The sequence below is a fragment of the Microbacterium sp. ZW T2_14 genome (genome assembly GCF_044987405.1).
Classification (GTDB): Bacteria; Actinomycetota; Actinomycetes; order Actinomycetales; family Microbacteriaceae; genus Microbacterium.
Window position 1 is genome coordinate 37,363 of record NZ_JBJDRK010000020.1, and the last position, 16,445, is coordinate 53,807.

Below are 16,445 nucleotides of genomic sequence, written 5' to 3' on the forward strand. Positions count from 1 at the left end.
TTACTTCTTCTCTTCGTCTTCGTCGATGACCTCGGCGTCGACGACGTCCTCGTCGGCGCTCGGCGCACCCTGGGCGTCAGCGGGCTCGCCGGCGGCGGCATCCGGAGCCGACTGAGCGGCCTGGCCGGAGGCGTAGATCGCCTCGCCGAGCTTGCCCTGGCTCTGGTTGAGCTTGTCGAACGCGGTCTTCACGGCCTCGTCGTCGTCGCCTGCCAGCGCCGTCTTGAGCGCGTCGACGTCACCCTGGACCTCGGTCTTGACGTCCTCGGGAAGCTTGTCGTCGTTCTCCTTGATGAGCTTCTCGATCGAGTACGACAGGGTCTCGGCCTGGTTGCGCACCTCGGCGGCCTCGCGGCGCTTCTTGTCCTCGGCGGCGTGCTCCTCGGCCTCGCGCACCATGCGCTCGATGTCGTCCTTCGGCAGCGACGAGCCGCCGGTGATCGTCATCGACTGCTCCTTGCCGGTGCCCTTGTCCTTCGCGGAGACGTGGACGATGCCGTTGGCGTCGATGTCGAAGGTGACCTCGACCTGCGGGATGCCGCGCGGAGCCGGCGCGATGCCGGTCAGCTCGAACGTGCCCAGCGGCTTGTTGTCGCGGGTGAACTCGCGCTCGCCCTGGAAGACCTGGATCGCGACCGACGGCTGGTTGTCATCGGCGGTGGTGAAGGTCTCGCTGCGCTTGGTCGGGATGGCGGTGTTGCGCTCGATGAGCTTCGTCATGATGCCGCCCTTGGTCTCGATACCGAGGCTGAGGGGGGTCACGTCGATGAGGAGGACGTCCTTGCGCTCGCCCTTGAGGACACCGGCCTGGAGGGCCGCGCCCACGGCGACGACCTCATCCGGGTTCACGCCCTTGTTGGGCTCCTTGCCGGCCTCGCGCTGGACGAGCTCCGACACCGCAGGCATGCGGGTCGAGCCGCCGACGAGCACGACGTGGTCGATGTCGCCGACCTTGATGCCGGCTTCGCGGATGACGTCCTCGAAGGGCTTCTTGGTGCGGTCGAGCAGGTCCTTGGTGAGGTCCTCGAACTTCGCACGCGTGATGGTCTCCGACAGCGAGACGGGGCCCGAGTCGGTGAGCGACAGGTAGGGGAGGTTGACCGACGTCGAGGTCGAGCTCGACAGCTCCTTCTTCGCCTGCTCCGCGGCCTCCTTGAGGCGCTGCAGCGCGATCTTGTCGCCGGAGACGTCGACACCGGTGGTGTCCTTGAACTGCTTGATGAAGTGGTCGACGAGACGCTGGTCCCAGTCGTCGCCGCCGAGGCGGTTGTCACCGGCGGTCGCGCGCACCTGGATGGTCGAGAAGTCGTCGTCCTTGCCCACCTCGAGGAGCGAGACGTCGAAGGTGCCGCCACCGAGGTCGAAGACGAGGATGAGCTCGTCCTCCTTGCCCTTGTCGAGGCCGTAGGCCAGCGCGGCGGCGGTGGGCTCGTTGATGATGCGCAGGACGTTGAGACCCGCGATCTCGCCGGCCTCCTTGGTGGCCTGGCGCTCGGCGTCGTTGAAGTACGCGGGGACCGTGATGACGGCATCCGTCACCGTGTCGCCGAGGTACTGCTCGGCATCGCGCTTGAGCTTCTGCAGGATGCGGGCCGAGATCTCCTGCGGCGTCCACTTCTTGCCGTCGACATCGAAGCCCCAGTCGGTGCCCATGTGGCGCTTGACCGACGAGACGGTGCGGTCGACGTTGGTGACGGCCTGGCGCTTGGCGGTCTCGCCGACGAGCACCTCGCCGTCCTTGGTGAATGCGACCACCGACGGGGTGGTGCGGAAGCCCTCGGCGTTCGCGATGACCTTCGGCTCGCCGCCCTCGAGGACGCTCACGACCGAATTGGTCGTACCGAGGTCGATTCCAACAGCACGTGCCATGTGTATCTCTCCTTCATATGGACGCAGAACGGATGCCGGCGCCCGGGGTTGATGGGAAGTCTGCTCGCGGCTCGAACGTGAGGTTGAGTCGCGATGGCTCAACCATACGCCCGGGGCGCGGCATCCGTCAAATCAAACTTGATACGAAGCGGCTCAAGTTAGCCGCTGGCCGGTTCAGAGGTCGCGGGGAAGCGCGAAGGCTCAGCCGATCATCGTCCCCTCGGCCGCCTCGTTCGGCTTCGGATCGGGCAGGCGTCGCATGCGGAAGCCGTTCAGCGCGCCCAGGAGGGCCGCGAGGATGGGGATCAGCAGCGCGACCTGCAGCGCGAGGTGGCGGGCCTCGGTGTTGATCCGGATGACCTCGGCGGAGGCTTCCGGAGACTCGTCGGCGAGCAGCTCTTCGAGGCCGGTGTTCGACATCAGCTCGGCGTCCTCCTCCAGCACCGTGGACACCTGCTGCTGCTGCTCCGCGGTGAGCACCGTGCTCGCATCGGAGAGCGCGGTGAACGCCGTGGCGAGCGTGGCGAGCATGATGGCGCCGGCGAACGCGAGACCGAAGGAGAGCCCGAACGAACCCGCGGCCGAGTTGACGCCGGCCGCCTCGCTGACCCGCTCGTCGGAGATCGGCGACAGCGTGTAGTTGTTGAGCTGCGAGACCAGCAGTCCCAGCCCGGATCCGGCGATGATGAGCGGCACCACGAGGTACCAGCCCGAGTCGGCGATCGGAACGAGAGGCACGATCGCCACGAGGCCGACGAGGGCGAGCGAGAAGCCCACGAGGATGAGATTCGCGGGGCGCCCCTTGCCCCGCCGGCCGGCCCAGATCGCGACCACGAACATGCTGAGCGACAGCGGGGCGATCGACAGGCCGGCCTGCAGCGCGTTGTACTCGAGCACCATCTGCAGATAGAGCGGAAGGACGATCATCGTGCCGCCGAGGGCGATCTGCTGGAGGAGCTGCCCGCTGACCCCGGTTCGGAACGGCTTGGACGAGAACAGGGCCGGGTCGAGCAGCACGGGCTTGCCCCGCTTCTTGCGCGCGTTGAGCCACCACGCGAGTCCGCCGAGCGCGACGATGCCGAGGCCGATGAGGAGCCCGACGTAGCCGCCGCCCTCCTGCCAGACCAGGATTCCGAGCACGACACCGCCCATGCCCACGACCGACAGCCCGGCGCCGACGAGGTCGATCGAGCGGTCTCCGTGGTACTTCACGTCCTTCACGAGACCGAGACCGAGGAGGACGACGAGGATGATGAGGGCCTCGAGGGCGAACGCCACCCGGTACGACCAGAAGGTCGTGATGAAACCACCGAGCAGCGGGCCGACCGCCGCCGCGATCGCGGCGGAGGCACCGACCAGCGCGTAGACGCGCTTCTGGTGATCGCCGGCGAAGTTGCCGTGGATGAGCGACTGCATCGACGGCAGGAGGAGCGATGCGCCGATGCCGCCGATCACCGCCCAGAAGATGATGACGGTGGTCAGGTTCTGGGCCAACGTCATCGCCACTGCGCCGACCGCGTATCCGAGCAGACCCAGGGTGTAGGCGAGCTTGCGTCCGATGAGGTCACCGGTCTTGCCGCCGAGCAGGATGAACGCGGCCGACACGAGCGCCTCCAGGGCGATCGCCCCCTGCACGCCGCTGGCCGTCGTGTCGAGCTCGGTGACGACCGCCGAGATGGAGACGTTCATGATCGACGTGTCGACGACGAGCACGAACATCGCCATGGCGAGAAGGATGGCGAGGCGCCCGTTGAAGGCCGGCGCGGGCGGGGTGTCCCCAGTCATGGACGAAGCAAACCATCCAGCGCCCCTCGAGCGCTACGCCGAATGCGAAGACGCCCGGCAGAACGAGCGGGAACGAGCCGGCGCAGCGACGCATCTGGCGACGTCGACGTCAGCGCAGGAGCGGTGCAGTGGAGTCGCGCACGATCAGCTGAGTGGGCAGCACCACGGATGCCGGTTCCCCGCCTTCATCGAGCGCCCGCAGCAGCAGATCCACCGCCGAGCGGGCGGCCACCTGACGGGGCACGGCGACGCTCGTGAGCGAAGTCGCGAGGGTCGCCACGTCGAGGCCGTCGAATCCGACCACGCTCATGCCGTCGGGAACGCTCACCCCCCGCGCACGCAGTCGCGTGACGAGACCGAGCGCGACCAGGTCGTTGTAGGCGACCACGGCGGTCGCACCGCTCGCGAGCAGGGCGTCGGCCGTCGCGACGCCGCCCTCGAACGGATCCGTGATCGGACCGAGGAGCACCCGGTCGTCGTCGGCGACTTCGCGCTCGAACGCGGCGCGACGCCGGCGCGCGCCCCATGACGAGTCCGGACCGGCGACGTGGGCGATGCGACGGTGTCCGAGCGCGTGAAGGTGCTGCACCGCCTGGGCGATGCCGCTCGCCAGATCGGAGGTGACGCTCGGCAGGCCGTCGAGCTCACGATGGATCATGACCGCCGCGGTGCCGCGGAGGTGCTCACGCAGCGCGTCGTCGTCGCCCAGCGGCGCGCAGACCAGGAACCCGTCGACATCGCGGCGCATCATGTCGATCGCCTCGAACTCGAGCTCCGCCGAGCGGTCGGTGTCGGCGATGTACACCGTGTGGTCGACGCTGCGGGCCCGCATCTGCGCACCCTTGGCGACCTCGGCGAAGAAAGGGTCGCGAAGATCCGGCACGATCAGGCCGATGCTGTGCATGCGGCCGGTCGACAGGCTGCGCGCCGCACGGTTGGTGCGATAGTCCAGCCGCCCCGCAGCCTCCTCGACGCGGCGCCGGGTCTCCGGGCTGACCGTTCCGCCGGGCGTCAGCGCGCGTGACACCGTCGACACCGAGACGCCCAGGTCGGCGGCGATGTCGTGGATCGTGGCGCGCCCGGCCTTCGTCCGCGACGTCATGCCACGCCGGTCCCGGTCCGTGGCAGCATGACCGCCGGCGGCGCCGTGCTCTCGCGCACGACGAGGGTCGGCGGCAGCACGACCGCCCGCTCCACCGGCTGCGAACCCCGCGCGAGCGCGAGGAGCATGTCGACGCCGGCGCGGGCGCTCTCGGCGAGCGGCTGGGCGACGGTGGTGAGAGCCGGGGACGCCATCGCCGCGGCGGGCACGTCGTCGAAGCCGACGATGCTGATGTCGTCGGGCACGCGCAGACCGCGACGGGCCAGCCGGTGAAGGAGCCCGAGCGCGACGACGTCGTTGTACGCGAGCACGGCCGTCGCCCCGCTGGCGATCACCAGATCGCCGCCCGCGACGCCGCCCTCGAACCGTGCACGCACCTGCCCGACGGTCACGATGTCGATGTCGGGGAACTCCTCGCGCACCTGGGCGACGGCGACGCGCCGCAGGCCCGCCGACCAGGACTCCGCCGGTCCGTCGAGGTAGGCGATACGACGGTGTCCGAGCGCGACCAGGTTCTCGACCGCGAGTCGCACCCCCAGCGCCACATCGCTGATGACGTACGGCACGAGCGTGCTGGTGCGATGCAGGAAGACCGCCGGCCCCTCGTCCACGAGGCGGCCCTGTGCCGACTCGGCAGTCTGGGGCGTGCAGATCAGGCTGCCGTCGACCCGGTCCGAGAGGGATCGCAGCAGCTCCAGCTCGGCGCCGGCATCGTCGTCGGTCTCGGCGACCAGGACAAGGTAGCCGAGCTCGTGCGCGTACGCCTGGGCGCTGCGCACGAGTTCGGCGAAGAACGGGTTCATCAGGTCGGGCACGATCATGGCGAGCTTGCGCGTGGTGCCGCCGCGCAGACTGCTGGCCCACGGGTTGCGCTCGTAGCCCAGCTCGCGCGCCGCGTCGCGCACGCGAGCCGCCGTGGCGGGGTCGACCGATCCTGTCCCCGTCAACGCGCGCGAGGCGGTGGCGGGTGACACCGCGGCACGCGCCGCGACATCGCGGATCGTGATGGCCATCTCGTCCCCTCGCGTGTTCCCACTCACTCGTGCCTTGACTGGCGACCGTTTCCACATCGTATCCTGCACGCCGACCGCTGGGAACCGTTGAACTTTCGCGGCTGGCGACCCAATTTGTTGCAGGCGGTTGCAATTCTGATGGAATCTATGCAACCCTTTCCATCGTGATCGACCCGGCTCGGGCGACCGCGACGCATCGCACCTCAACGGGGAGAACACAGTGGCGACCACGACGCTCGCACCGCCGGCCTCCGGACCCGCTTCCGGCTCGACGCCGCCGAAGGCGAGCGGCCCCCGCGTCCCGCGCCGCCGGGGCAACGTCGCCGCCTACGTGTTCATGACGCCGTGGATGCTGGGCGCCGCACTGCTCATGATCGGCCCGATGCTGTACTCGCTGTACCTGTCGTTCACCGACTACGACCTGTTCAGTCCGCCGCAATGGATCGGCTTCGACAACTACACCCAGATGTTCCAGGAACCGGAGTTCTGGACCTCCGCCTGGGTGACGATCCGCTACGTGCTGCTGGCGGCGCCGCTGAAGCTGGCACTGGCGCTGGGCGTCGCGCTGCTCCTCAATCGCCCGCGTCGCGGTCTCGGGTTCTACCGGTCGGCGTTCTATGCGCCGTCGCTGCTCGGCGCGTCGGTGTCGATCGCCCTGGTGTGGCGGGCTCTCTTCTCCACGGGAGGCCCGGTCGACAACGGGCTGAGCTCGGTGGGCATCGAGACGGGCGGCTGGATCGACAATCCGCAGTACGCCCTGTACGTGCTCGTGCTGCTCGCCGCCTGGCAGTTCGGTGCGCCCATGGTGATCTTCCTCGCCGGGCTGAAGCAGGTGCCGGTCGAGTTGTACGAGGCCGCCTCGATCGACGGCGCCGGACGCTGGCGCAAGTTCGTCAGCGTCACGCTGCCGATGCTCTCCCCGGTCATCTTCTTCAACCTGGTGCTCGAGATCATCCACGCCTTCCAGTCGTTCACCGGGGCGTTCATCATCAGCGGCGGCCGCGGCGGTCCTGCCGATTCCACGCTGTTCTACACGCTGTACCTCTACCGCGAGGGCTTCACGTTCTTCCACATGGGCTACGCGTCGGCTCTCGCCTGGGTGCTGCTGGTCGCCATCGGCGTCGTCACGCTCATCGTCTTCCGCACCGCCGGCTTCTGGGTGCACTACACCGCCGAGGAGAAGTGATGACCGACACACTGCCCGCCACCTCGACCACACGCGTTCATCGGGAGAGCCTGCGCCGCGCGCAGGGGCTCCGCTCGCTGAAGGTCACCGTCTGGCACGTCGCCCTGATCGCGATGGTGATCGTGCTGCTCTACCCGGTCGCCTGGCTCGTGTCGGCGTCCTTCAAGTCGAGCGGCGAGATCTTCACCACGACGCAGTTCTGGCCGCAGGAATGGACGCCGGGAAACTACACGCAGGCGCTGGAGGGCGCCGGGTCGCTCACCTTCTGGCAGCTGCTCGCGAACTCGCTGATCCTGTCGGTCCTGTCGGTCGTCGGCAACGTGTTCGCGTGCACGCTGGCCGGCTACGCGCTCGCGCGCATGCGATTCCGGCTGCAGCGGCCGTTCTTCGCCTTCATGATCGTCACGCTGATGCTGCCGATGCACGTGATCCTGATTCCGCAGTACATCATCTTCCAGCAGCTCGGTCTCATCGGGACCTTCCTGCCGCTCGTGCTGCCCAAGTTCCTCGGCACCGAAGCGTTCTTCGTGTTCCTCGTCGTGCAGTTCGTGCGCGGCATCCCCCGCGAGCTCGACGAGGCCGCCACCGTGGACGGCGCCGGCCCGTACCGGACGTTCTTCTCCGTGATCCTGCCGCTGCTGCAGCCGGCGCTCATCACGACCGCGATCTTCTCGTTCATCTGGAGCTGGAACGACTTCTTCGGACAGCTCATCTTCTTGAACAACCCCGCCACCTACACGGTGCAGCTCGGTCTGCGGCTGTTCATCGACCAGTCCAGCACCTCCTCGTACGGCGCGATGTTCGCGATGTCGGTGCTCGCGCTCCTTCCGGTGCTGCTGTTCTTCCTCGTCTTCCAGCGCTACCTCGTCGAGGGCGTCGCGACCTCCGGACTGAAGGGCTGAGCCATGTCGAGCTTGATGCGATCCATCGCCCGTCCTGACGCCCACCGCACCTATCGCGGGCGGTTCGTGGCGTTCACCGATGCGCTGCTGCTGGGCGTGCTCGTCCTCCTCGGCTCGCTCCCGGTCGTGACGTGGTTCGTCGCTATCGCCGCCGGCGCACGTCTCGCGCGGCTGCGCGAGACCGAGGACGCGACGGTCGGGTGGCGCACCTACTGGAAGGCATGGCGGGATGCCGCGGCATCCGGCTTCGTCGGATCATTCCTCGTTCCCGTGCTCGTGCTCGGCGTGCTGGCCGCCGATCTCTTCGCGGTGCGGGCGGGCCTGGATGCGCCGGCGACGGCCGCGGCCGCGATCTCGGCGATCGTGCTCGCCACCGTGGCATTGCGCACTGCGGCGGAATGGCGCTTCGGCGTGGCGTGGTCCGAGGCGGTGCGCGCGGCGGTGTCCCGGGCATCGACCGATCTGTCCGGAACCGCGCTGCTGGCCACCGCCGTCGTCGGCGTAGCGCTGATCGTGACGTGGGTGCCTCCGATCGCGATCGCCGCGGGCGGACCGCTCTGCGTCGCGGCCGCTGCGGTGCGCGCGCGCGCCGAGTCCCGCGCCTCGGCCGACACCCCCTGAACCACGGCGTCCCGAACGCCGCCACCGCCCGGCCTCCGGGCATAGACCCCGCCCGCACCAGGGCATCGAACGAAAGGCAATCATGAACGGATCATCGAGGATTCGCCGCCGGATCCTGGCCACCGCAGGAGCGGTCGCGAGCATCACCCTGCTGGCGACGGGGTGCGGTGTCGGCAGTTCCCCGTCGGCCGGACCGTCTACCGACCCCGACGCACCCGTCACCCTCACCTTCCAGTGGTGGGGCAACGACGACCGCGCCGCCGCCACCCAGAAGGTCGTCGACCTCTACGAGGAGAAGCACCCGAACGTCACGATCGAGACGAGCTTCGCCCCCGACGCGAACTACTGGGAGAAGATGGCGACGCAGGTCGCCGGCGGCAACACCCCGGACGTGTTCCAGATGAAGCTGGAGTACTTCAAGGAGTACCAGCAGCGTGGCGTGATCGCCGACCTGACGCCATTCACGAAGGGCGACGACGCGGTGCTGCACACCGACGACACCGCCGAGGCGGCGCTCGCGGCCGGCACCCTGGGCGACAAGATCTACGGCATGCCGACCGGCCGGTCGACGCAGTCCTTCTTCTACGACCCGGCCGCCTGGGAGGCGGCCGGCCTGGACGCCCCCGAGCTCGGCTGGACGTGGGACGACTTCGCCGACGCCGGTGAGGAGATCAAGGACTCCTCGGGCGGCGCGAAGTACCTGTCGGCCGACTTCGGCGACCAGGCGCCCTGGTTCCAGGCCTGGCTGCTGCAGCGGGGCAAGAGCCTGTACACCGACGACGGCGAGGTGAACTTCACGCAGAAGGACCTCGAGGAGTTCTGGAACTTCACCACCGGGCTGGTGGCCGACGGCGTGCTCACCCCGGCTGAGATCACCACGGCGAACGACCGCACCACGGCGAACTCGCCGCTGGTCAAGGGCGTCGCCCTCGGCGAGTTCAACGACGTGTCGCTCGCGTCGGCGTACTTCCAGGCGTTCGGAGAGGTGGCGCTCGCACCGTTCCCCGCGGACGAAGATGCCGAGGCCGCAGGCATGTTCGAGGGCGTGACCCAGCTGCTCACGGTCGCCAAGACGAGCACGCACCAGGAGGAGGCGGCCAAGTTCATCGACTTCTTCCTGAACGACCCGGAGGCCGGCGAGATCCTCGGCATCACCCGCGGCATGCCCGCCAACTCCGCGATCCTCGATGACCTGTCGTCGGGCTTCACGGGCGGCGACCTGGCCACGTACGAATTCGAGACCGACATGGCCGACGCCGTGGTCCCCGCGCCGCCGGTCGCACCCGAGGGCGGTTCCGAGAGCCTCACCGAGTTCAAGAGCATGTACGACAAGGTCATCTTCGGTCAGGTGACGGTGAAGGATGCCGCGGCGCAGATGTTCGCGGCCTTCCAGAGCAACATCTCGTGAGACGCCGGCCGGGTCGCTCTCTGCGGCCCGGCCCGCGGCATCCCTCCCCTCTTCTCGTGCCCCAGGAGGCCACCATGGACGTTCGGCGTGCTCCGACGTACCGCAACCCGGTCATCGACGCGGACTACTCCGACCCTGACGCGATCCGCGTCGGCGACGAGTACTGGATGATCGCGTCGAGCTTCAACCTCGCTCCGGGACTGCCGGTGCTGCGGTCGAGCGACCTCGTGCACTGGGAGCATGTGGCGAACGCCCTGCCCGCGGTGCCGCCCACCGCGCACTTCGCGCTCCCGCGCCACGGCGGAGGAGTGTGGGCGCCGAGCCTGCGGCAGCACGACGGCCGGTTCGTGATCGTGTATCCCGACCCCGACCACGGCATCTTCGTGATGACCGCGACTGACCCGCGCGGGCCGTGGAGCACACCGCGGGCGCTCATCGAGGGTCGCGGCCTCATCGACCCCTGCCCGCTGTGGGCGGACGACGGACGCGCCTACCTCGTGCATGGCTGGGCCAAGAGCCGCGCCGGTTTCAAGAACCGGCTGACGGTGGTCGAGGTCTCCGCCGACCTGACGCGTGTGGTCGGGCGACCGCGGGTCGTCATCGATGGCGAGGACCTCGACGGGTTCTCGACCCTCGAAGGCCCCAAGCTGTACCAGCGCGACGGCTGGTACTGGATCTTCGCGCCTGCGGGCGGCGTCGAGACCGGGTGGCAGACGGTGTTCCGGTCGCGCGACCCGTACGGGCCGTACGAGCACCGCATCGTGCTCGCGCAGGGCGACACCGAGATCAACGGTCCGCACCAGGGCGCGTGGGTCGACACCCCCGGCGGGGAGCACTGGTTCCTCCACTTCCAGGACCGCGGCCCGATCGGCCGTGTCGTGCACCTGCAGCCGATGCGGTGGGGCGACGACGGCTGGCCCGAGATCGGTGTGCCGGGGCCGGACGGCGTCGGACAGCCCGTGGTGCGGCATCCCTCGCCGGAAGGGGCGGTCGAGGACGGCCCGGAACGGCGCCTGCCGTACGCCGACGACGACTTCACCGGACCGCTGTCACCGTCGTGGACGTGGCAGGCGAACCCGCGCGCGGACTGGACCTCTGGCCCTCGGGACGGCGCGCTGCAGCTGACCGCGGTCGCCGACGACACCGGCGACCTGCGCACGCTCGGTCACGTGCTGAGTCAGCGGATGCCGGGGCAGGCGGCCGTCATCAGCACGGCCGTCGACGCCACAGCGCTCACCGGCGACGCAAGCCGCGCCGGTCTCGTGCTGCTCGGACGCGAGTATGTGTGGGTCGGCGTCGAACGGGCGGGCGGGGTCGTCCGTGCCGTCATGCGCGCCTCCGCCGAGCCGGGTGGCGCCGAGCGCGCGCTCACGGCCGGCGTCCCGATCGACGGCACGCTCCTCCTCCGCGTGCGGACCGACGGCGCCGAGCGAGCCTGGCTCGCGTGGTCGACCGACGGGCGCACCTGGACCGAACTCGCCGAAGCGGTGGCGCTCACGCCCGGCCGCTGGATCGGCACCCACATCGGCCTGTTCGCCGCCGCCCCGCTGGGCGACGGATCGGCCGGCGGCGTCGCGGCCTTCCGGCCGCTGCGCACCGTTCTGGATGTCGAGAGAGACATCGAGGACGCGGCTCAGGAGGCTCCCGCCGCCTGACCCGGTGTTGCCCCATCCCCACGAAGTACGGAGGAATGATGAAGTTCCGCACGATACGCACGGGCGCCCTCGCGCTGTGCACAGTTGCCGCGCTCGCGCTCGGCACACTCGGCGCCGCCGGCGTCGCGTCCGCCGCGACGCTCGCCCAGAAGGACGAGCCGCAGGCGACCAGCCCCGTCAACGTCGACCGCGCCCCGACCGGCGCCGTCGTGCTCGACCAGTCGATCATCCAGGATTCCACCTCCGACGGCCTGGGCCTCACCCTGGTGTGGGGCAAGCCCGCGGGGTACGAGCAGTTCGTCGACTACGCCGTCTATCGCGCCGGCAAGAAGCGACAGGATGCCGCATACGGCGCCTTCTCGCGGGTCGGGCTCGCAAGCTCGACCGCCACTCCGGCGCAGCACGCGTTCGACGTGTTCCGCGCCGATCCGTCCAACGCCGCGGCCCAGCCGACGACCACCCACAACCTGCTGATCTCGGGGCTGGAGCGTGGGCGGGACTACCGGTTCCGCGTGGCGGGAGTCCTCGCCGACGGCACCGAGGTCGCGCTGCCAGACGCCTATACGACGGGCACCGTCGCCATGCCGAACGAGCGGCCGGAGAAGTTCCAGGTCGCGAACGACGGGTACGCCGGCATCCTTCCCGTCGCCTCAGCCGCCGACGGCGGCGCGTTCGTCTCGACGACCGCGCTGCAGCAGGCCATCGACGACGCGTCGGCGTTCGCCGTGGCGAACCCGGGGCGCCAGGCCGAGGTCGTGATCCCCCGCAACGCGAGGGTGATCTCTGCCGCCGTGTTCCTCAAGACGGGGGTCACGCTCCGCGTCGACGGCACGCTGACGGCGTCCCTCGACCTCGCCGGGTATGTCCCGGAGGGCACCCAGTTCACGATGGTCAACGCCGAGAAGTTCCTCAACCTCATCAACGTCGAGGGCACGTCCCAGGCGCGGCTGCAGAACGTCCGCATCATCGGCACCGGCACCATCGACGGCCAGGGCTGGAAGCACCGCACCGACGGCGCGCCCAACGTGGCCTACGGCGACCAGCTGGGGCTGGCGGAATCCCTGCCCAGCACGTTCCGCACGATCGCCGAGAACGGCCTGCTCGCCGGAGAGATGTATCGGCAGTGCGTGGCGGCGGGCGGACCGACCGGCGACTCGAACTGCTACAAGAAGCGCTCGAACCTCATCGAAGGCGAGCACATCGACAACATGTACATCGGGGGCGGTCTGCGCCTGCAGAACCCGGCGAACTCGGTGACGGGCTTCAAGTACCTGTCGAACTACATCGTCAACGGCATCACCGTGCAGTCGTTCAACGGCAACAACGGCGACTCGATCAACGTCGCCCGCTTCAAGGGGTTCACGGCGCTCAACAACGTCATCAACTCGGGCGATGACAACATCGTGCTGAACGCCGGCAACATCAGCGAGTACCAGAAGGATCCGATCGGCGCCGTCGCCGGATCAGCGTGGATCTTCGACAACTACCTCGCCCGAGGCCACGGTGCGATCGCGTTCGGCAGCGGCACCACGTCATGGATCGACAACGTCCTCGTCGAAGACAACATCGCCGTCGGCACGAGCGACGGCATCCGCGCCAAGTCCAAGCCCGGCTCGGGCGGCGGCGTGCGGTTCGTGACGGTCCGCGACATGGCGATGAAGGACCTCACCAACCTCGTCGACGGTCAGGTCGACCCGCTCACCATCGGCTACCAGATGGACGGTGCGCCGTTCATCTTCACGACGCACTACCCGGGCGACTACACGAAGACGCGCTGGCCCTCGTTCCACGACTGGGACATCTCAAGGGTCACCGTCGACGGCAGCCGCACCGGCGGCATCGTGGTCGACGGCATCCACGACGACGCGAAGCTCGCCGCCGCCGGCATCCCGTTCATCGCGTCGAACCGCCTGCACTTCCGCGACGTGCACTTCACGAACACCGGCATCCCCCTGATCGACGAGCTGACCGACAGCTCGTTCGAGAACGTGACCTTCGACGGGGTGTCGGGTGACGCCGTGTGGGCCGACAGCAAGGGTCTGAAGAACGTGACCGTCGACGGCGCCGCCGCGCCCGAGGGCGACCGCGACTTCGCGGTCACCGCGGGCGGCGACACGGTGCTCACCACGGACCAGCAGGAGCTGCGACTGGTGACGGATGCCTCGTTCCGCCGGTTCTACGTGAACACGCTGCCCGAGGACGTGCTCGCCCGTGTCGGCGAGATCGCGGTCGACGGCGTGGCCGTCGACGCGTCGCTGTACCCGGCGTTCGGGCCGAAGTCGAGTAATCTGCCGCTGGTGGCGGGGACGGATGCCGCGATCTCGATCGCTCCCGTGCAGCACACCAATATCGGCACGGCGATCACGCTGCGCGCGCCGTTCCTGGCGTCGCTGGCCCCGGGATGCCACGACATCGAGCTGCGCTTCCAGAACGGTGTCGCCCGCACGTCGGTGCAGGTTCCCCAGGTCGTCGCTGCGACGACGGAGACCGTGCCGAACGGCTGATCTCCGACGGGTCGGTCGCCCCGCCGGCGGCGGGCTCGGCGCCGGCGACTCGCGTGCACACCGGCCGGCGACAACCGCCGGCCGGTGTGTCGCCGAGAACCCGCACTCCTGCCTCGCGCGTCCGGCCCCCGGCATCCGTCGGCTCCAGTAGTGTGGCCACGCGCCACGCCGAAGTGACGCCCGCGGCGGCGACACCCGCCGTTCACTGAAGGACGTCACGATGACCGACATGAGCTCCCCCGCCCCCGGATCGGACGAGCCCACCGCGCCCGCCGATCCGGTGCTGTCGACCGCCGCCCTCAACACCGCGGGCCTCGACGACACCCCGGTGCCGCGTCGGCGGGTGTTCGCCTGGGCGCTGTGGGACTGGGCGACCCAGCCCTTCAACTCGGTCATCCTCACCTTCGTCTTCGTGTCGCTGTACCTGGTCTCGGACTCGTTCCTTCCGGCCGGCGTCGCGGCGCAGAACGCCGACGGCGAGATGGTCTGCTCGCGCGCCGCCGACGCGGCGACGGAATACTGCGGCGCGCTCTCGGACCTGTCGGAGTGGTACGGCTGGGTGACGTTCGCGGCCGGCATCCTCATCCTCCTGTTGGCCCCGGTGCTGGGTCAGCGCGCCGACGCGGCGGGCACCAAGAAGCGCTGGGTGGTCGGTGCGACCGCGGTGCTGGCCCTGTTGCAGTTCGCGCTCTTCTTCGTCTACGCCGAGCCGCAGTTCTTCTGGCTGGGCGCCATCCTTGTGGCCCTCGGCTCGGTCTCCTCCGAGATCGCAGGTGTCAACTACAACGCGATGCTCGTCCAGGTTTCGACCCCGAAGACCATCGGCCGCGTGAGCGGCCTGGGATGGGGCCTCGGCTACATCGGCGGCATCCTCGCACTCGCCCTCGTGGTCGTGCTGAACACCTTCGACTGGTTCGGCCTCGATGTGTCGGACGGCCTGGCATATCGCCTCATCGCCGTGGGCGCGGCGGTGTGGACGGTGCTGTTCGCGCTCCCCTTCGTCTTTCTGGTGCCCGAGTCGCCGGCGAGCCCCGACCGGAAGCGCGTCGGATTCTTCGAGAGCTACGTCGTGCTCGTGCACGACATCGTGGCGCTCTTCCGTGAACACCGGCCGACCTTCTGGTTCCTCATCGCGAGCGCCGTCTATCGCGACGGTCTGGCCGGCGTATTCGCCTTCGGCGGCGTGCTCGCCGCAGTGTCGTTCGGGTTCAGCGCGACCGAGGTCATCGCGTTCGGCATCGCGCTCAACCTCGTGGCCGGCGTATCGACGATCATCGCCGGCCGCCTCGACGACCGGTTCGGCGCGCGTGCGGTCATCATCACGGCGCTCACCGTCCTCATCGTGAGCGCGCTGTTCGTCTTCTTCTTCCGTGAGGGCGGCAAGCCCGTGTTCTGGGTCGGCGGGATCATCCTCTCCGCCGCCGTCGGTCCCGCGCAGGCATCGAGTCGGTCGCTGCTCGCGCGGGTCACGCCGCTCGGCATGCAGGGCGAGGTGTTCGGCCTCTATGCGACCACCGGCCGCGTGATGAGCTTCCTGTCTCCCCTGCTCTGGTCGGTGCTCATCGGCGTCTTCGGCGCCACCCACTACGGCATCCTGGGCATCGTCATCGTGCTGCTGGTCGGACTGCTCCTCCTGCTGCCGGTGAAGCTGAAGCCCTCCGACATCGCCCGCGACCGCGCCGACGCCTCGGGCTGAGCGGGCGTCGACGGCCGCGCGAGCGATCGAAGGGGCGCGGCATCCGATACCCTCGCATTCGGTGAGATTTCACCGGTGCGACTGGGGGGCCGTCGCGCTTTCCCGCGCTGCAGCCGAATCCCGAGAGGCACCGTGATCCCGTCGACCCCGCGACGACTCGCCGAGAGCCGGCGCATCGCGCGCCATCGCCGGGCGCTGGGCTACTGGGGCGTCCTGCTCGCGATGCTCATCTCGCTGTGGATCGGCACCACCGTCGTCCCACCGGAGTGGCTGCACGCGCCGGCGCTGTTCGGCCACCTGGCGTCCGTGATCGTGGGACTCGGCGCCGCGGTGCTCCTCGAGGTGAGCGGCCTGCTCTGGATGCTGCGCCGCGCCGGTCTGGACGATCTGCGGCGCGTCGAGCGCACCGTGAGCGGGCTCGCGTGGCTCGGCATCGCGGGACTGGTCGCCACCGGCGCCTTCCTGCAGCCCGACCTCGGCCAGCCGCTGACGGCGATCAAGATGATCGCCGTGCTCGTCGCAGCCATGAACGGCGTCGGAATGACACGGCTGACCGACGAATTGTCGCGTCTCCCCGCCGGCGTCCGCTTCACCGCCCTGCCCGGCCGGCTGCAGGCCTGGTGCGTGTGGAGCGCGGTCGTCTCCCAGTCGGCGTGGTGGACCGCGGTGCTGATCGGGATGCTGAACAGCGCTTCACGGTGATC

Annotated in this window: 12 protein-coding genes; 8 read left to right on the plus strand and 4 right to left on the minus strand. The window is 69.3% G+C overall.

Annotated features, from left to right (window positions below):
• From dnaK to ACI3KY_RS08875, 4 genes are all read right to left on the minus strand, one after another.
• Positions 1-1,869, minus strand: coding sequence for a molecular chaperone DnaK (gene dnaK, locus ACI3KY_RS08860; protein ID WP_404929809.1), 1,869 nt, complete (start codon positions 1,867-1,869; stop codon positions 1-3).
• 201 nt (positions 1,870-2,070) lie between these two features.
• Positions 2,071-3,654: an MFS transporter gene (locus ACI3KY_RS08865; RefSeq protein ID WP_404929810.1), complete on the minus strand. Its 1,584-nt coding sequence runs from the start codon at positions 3,652-3,654 to the stop codon at positions 2,071-2,073.
• A 109-nt stretch (positions 3,655-3,763) separates the two neighbouring features.
• Positions 3,764-4,756 carry a LacI family DNA-binding transcriptional regulator gene (locus ACI3KY_RS08870; protein WP_404929811.1) on the minus strand — a complete coding sequence of 331 codons (993 nt, stop codon included), beginning with the start codon at positions 4,754-4,756 and terminating at the stop codon, positions 3,764-3,766.
• Positions 4,753-5,769: a LacI family DNA-binding transcriptional regulator gene (locus tag ACI3KY_RS08875; RefSeq protein WP_404929812.1), complete on the minus strand. Its 1,017-nt coding sequence runs from the start codon at positions 5,767-5,769 to the stop codon at positions 4,753-4,755. Before ACI3KY_RS08875 ends, ACI3KY_RS08870 begins: the two co-directional genes overlap by 4 nt.
• Before the next feature lie 337 nt (positions 5,770-6,106).
• Here ACI3KY_RS08875 and ACI3KY_RS08880 point away from each other — a divergent pair, with 337 nt between their 5' ends.
• The 8 genes from ACI3KY_RS08880 (at position 6,107) to ACI3KY_RS08915 (ending at position 16,443) form a co-directional block, all read left to right on the plus strand.
• Positions 6,107-6,955, plus strand: coding sequence for a carbohydrate ABC transporter permease (locus ACI3KY_RS08880; RefSeq protein ID WP_404929828.1), 849 nt, complete (start codon positions 6,107-6,109; stop codon positions 6,953-6,955).
• A complete protein-coding gene (locus ACI3KY_RS08885) occupies positions 6,955-7,857 on the plus strand; it encodes a carbohydrate ABC transporter permease (RefSeq protein ID WP_404929813.1) in 903 nt (300 codons plus the stop codon). Before ACI3KY_RS08880 ends, ACI3KY_RS08885 begins: the two co-directional genes overlap by 1 nt.
• 3 nt (positions 7,858-7,860) lie before the next feature.
• A complete protein-coding gene (locus tag ACI3KY_RS08890; protein ID WP_404929814.1) occupies positions 7,861-8,478 on the plus strand; it encodes a hypothetical protein in 618 nt (205 codons plus the stop codon).
• 82 nt (positions 8,479-8,560) lie between these two features.
• The gene (locus ACI3KY_RS08895) at positions 8,561-9,886 is read left to right on the plus strand and encodes an ABC transporter substrate-binding protein (protein WP_404929815.1); all 1,326 of its coding nucleotides are present in this window, start codon (positions 8,561-8,563) and stop codon (positions 9,884-9,886) included.
• 74 nt (positions 9,887-9,960) lie between these two features.
• Positions 9,961-11,541 carry a family 43 glycosylhydrolase gene (locus tag ACI3KY_RS08900; protein ID WP_404929816.1) on the plus strand — a complete coding sequence of 527 codons (1,581 nt, stop codon included), beginning with the start codon at positions 9,961-9,963 and terminating at the stop codon, positions 11,539-11,541.
• A gap of 38 nt (positions 11,542-11,579) precedes the next feature.
• Entirely contained in the window at positions 11,580-14,045 is a 2,466-nt protein-coding gene (locus tag ACI3KY_RS08905; protein ID WP_404929817.1) for a glycoside hydrolase family 28 protein, read from the plus strand.
• Between the two features lie 220 nt (positions 14,046-14,265).
• Entirely contained in the window at positions 14,266-15,741 is a 1,476-nt protein-coding gene (locus ACI3KY_RS08910; RefSeq protein ID WP_404929818.1) for an MFS transporter, read from the plus strand.
• A 132-nt stretch (positions 15,742-15,873) separates the two neighbouring features.
• Positions 15,874-16,443 (plus strand): hypothetical protein, encoded by a 570-nt coding sequence (locus ACI3KY_RS08915; RefSeq protein WP_404929819.1) that lies wholly within the window; start codon positions 15,874-15,876, stop codon positions 16,441-16,443.
• Positions 16,444-16,445: the final 2 nt, after the last annotated feature.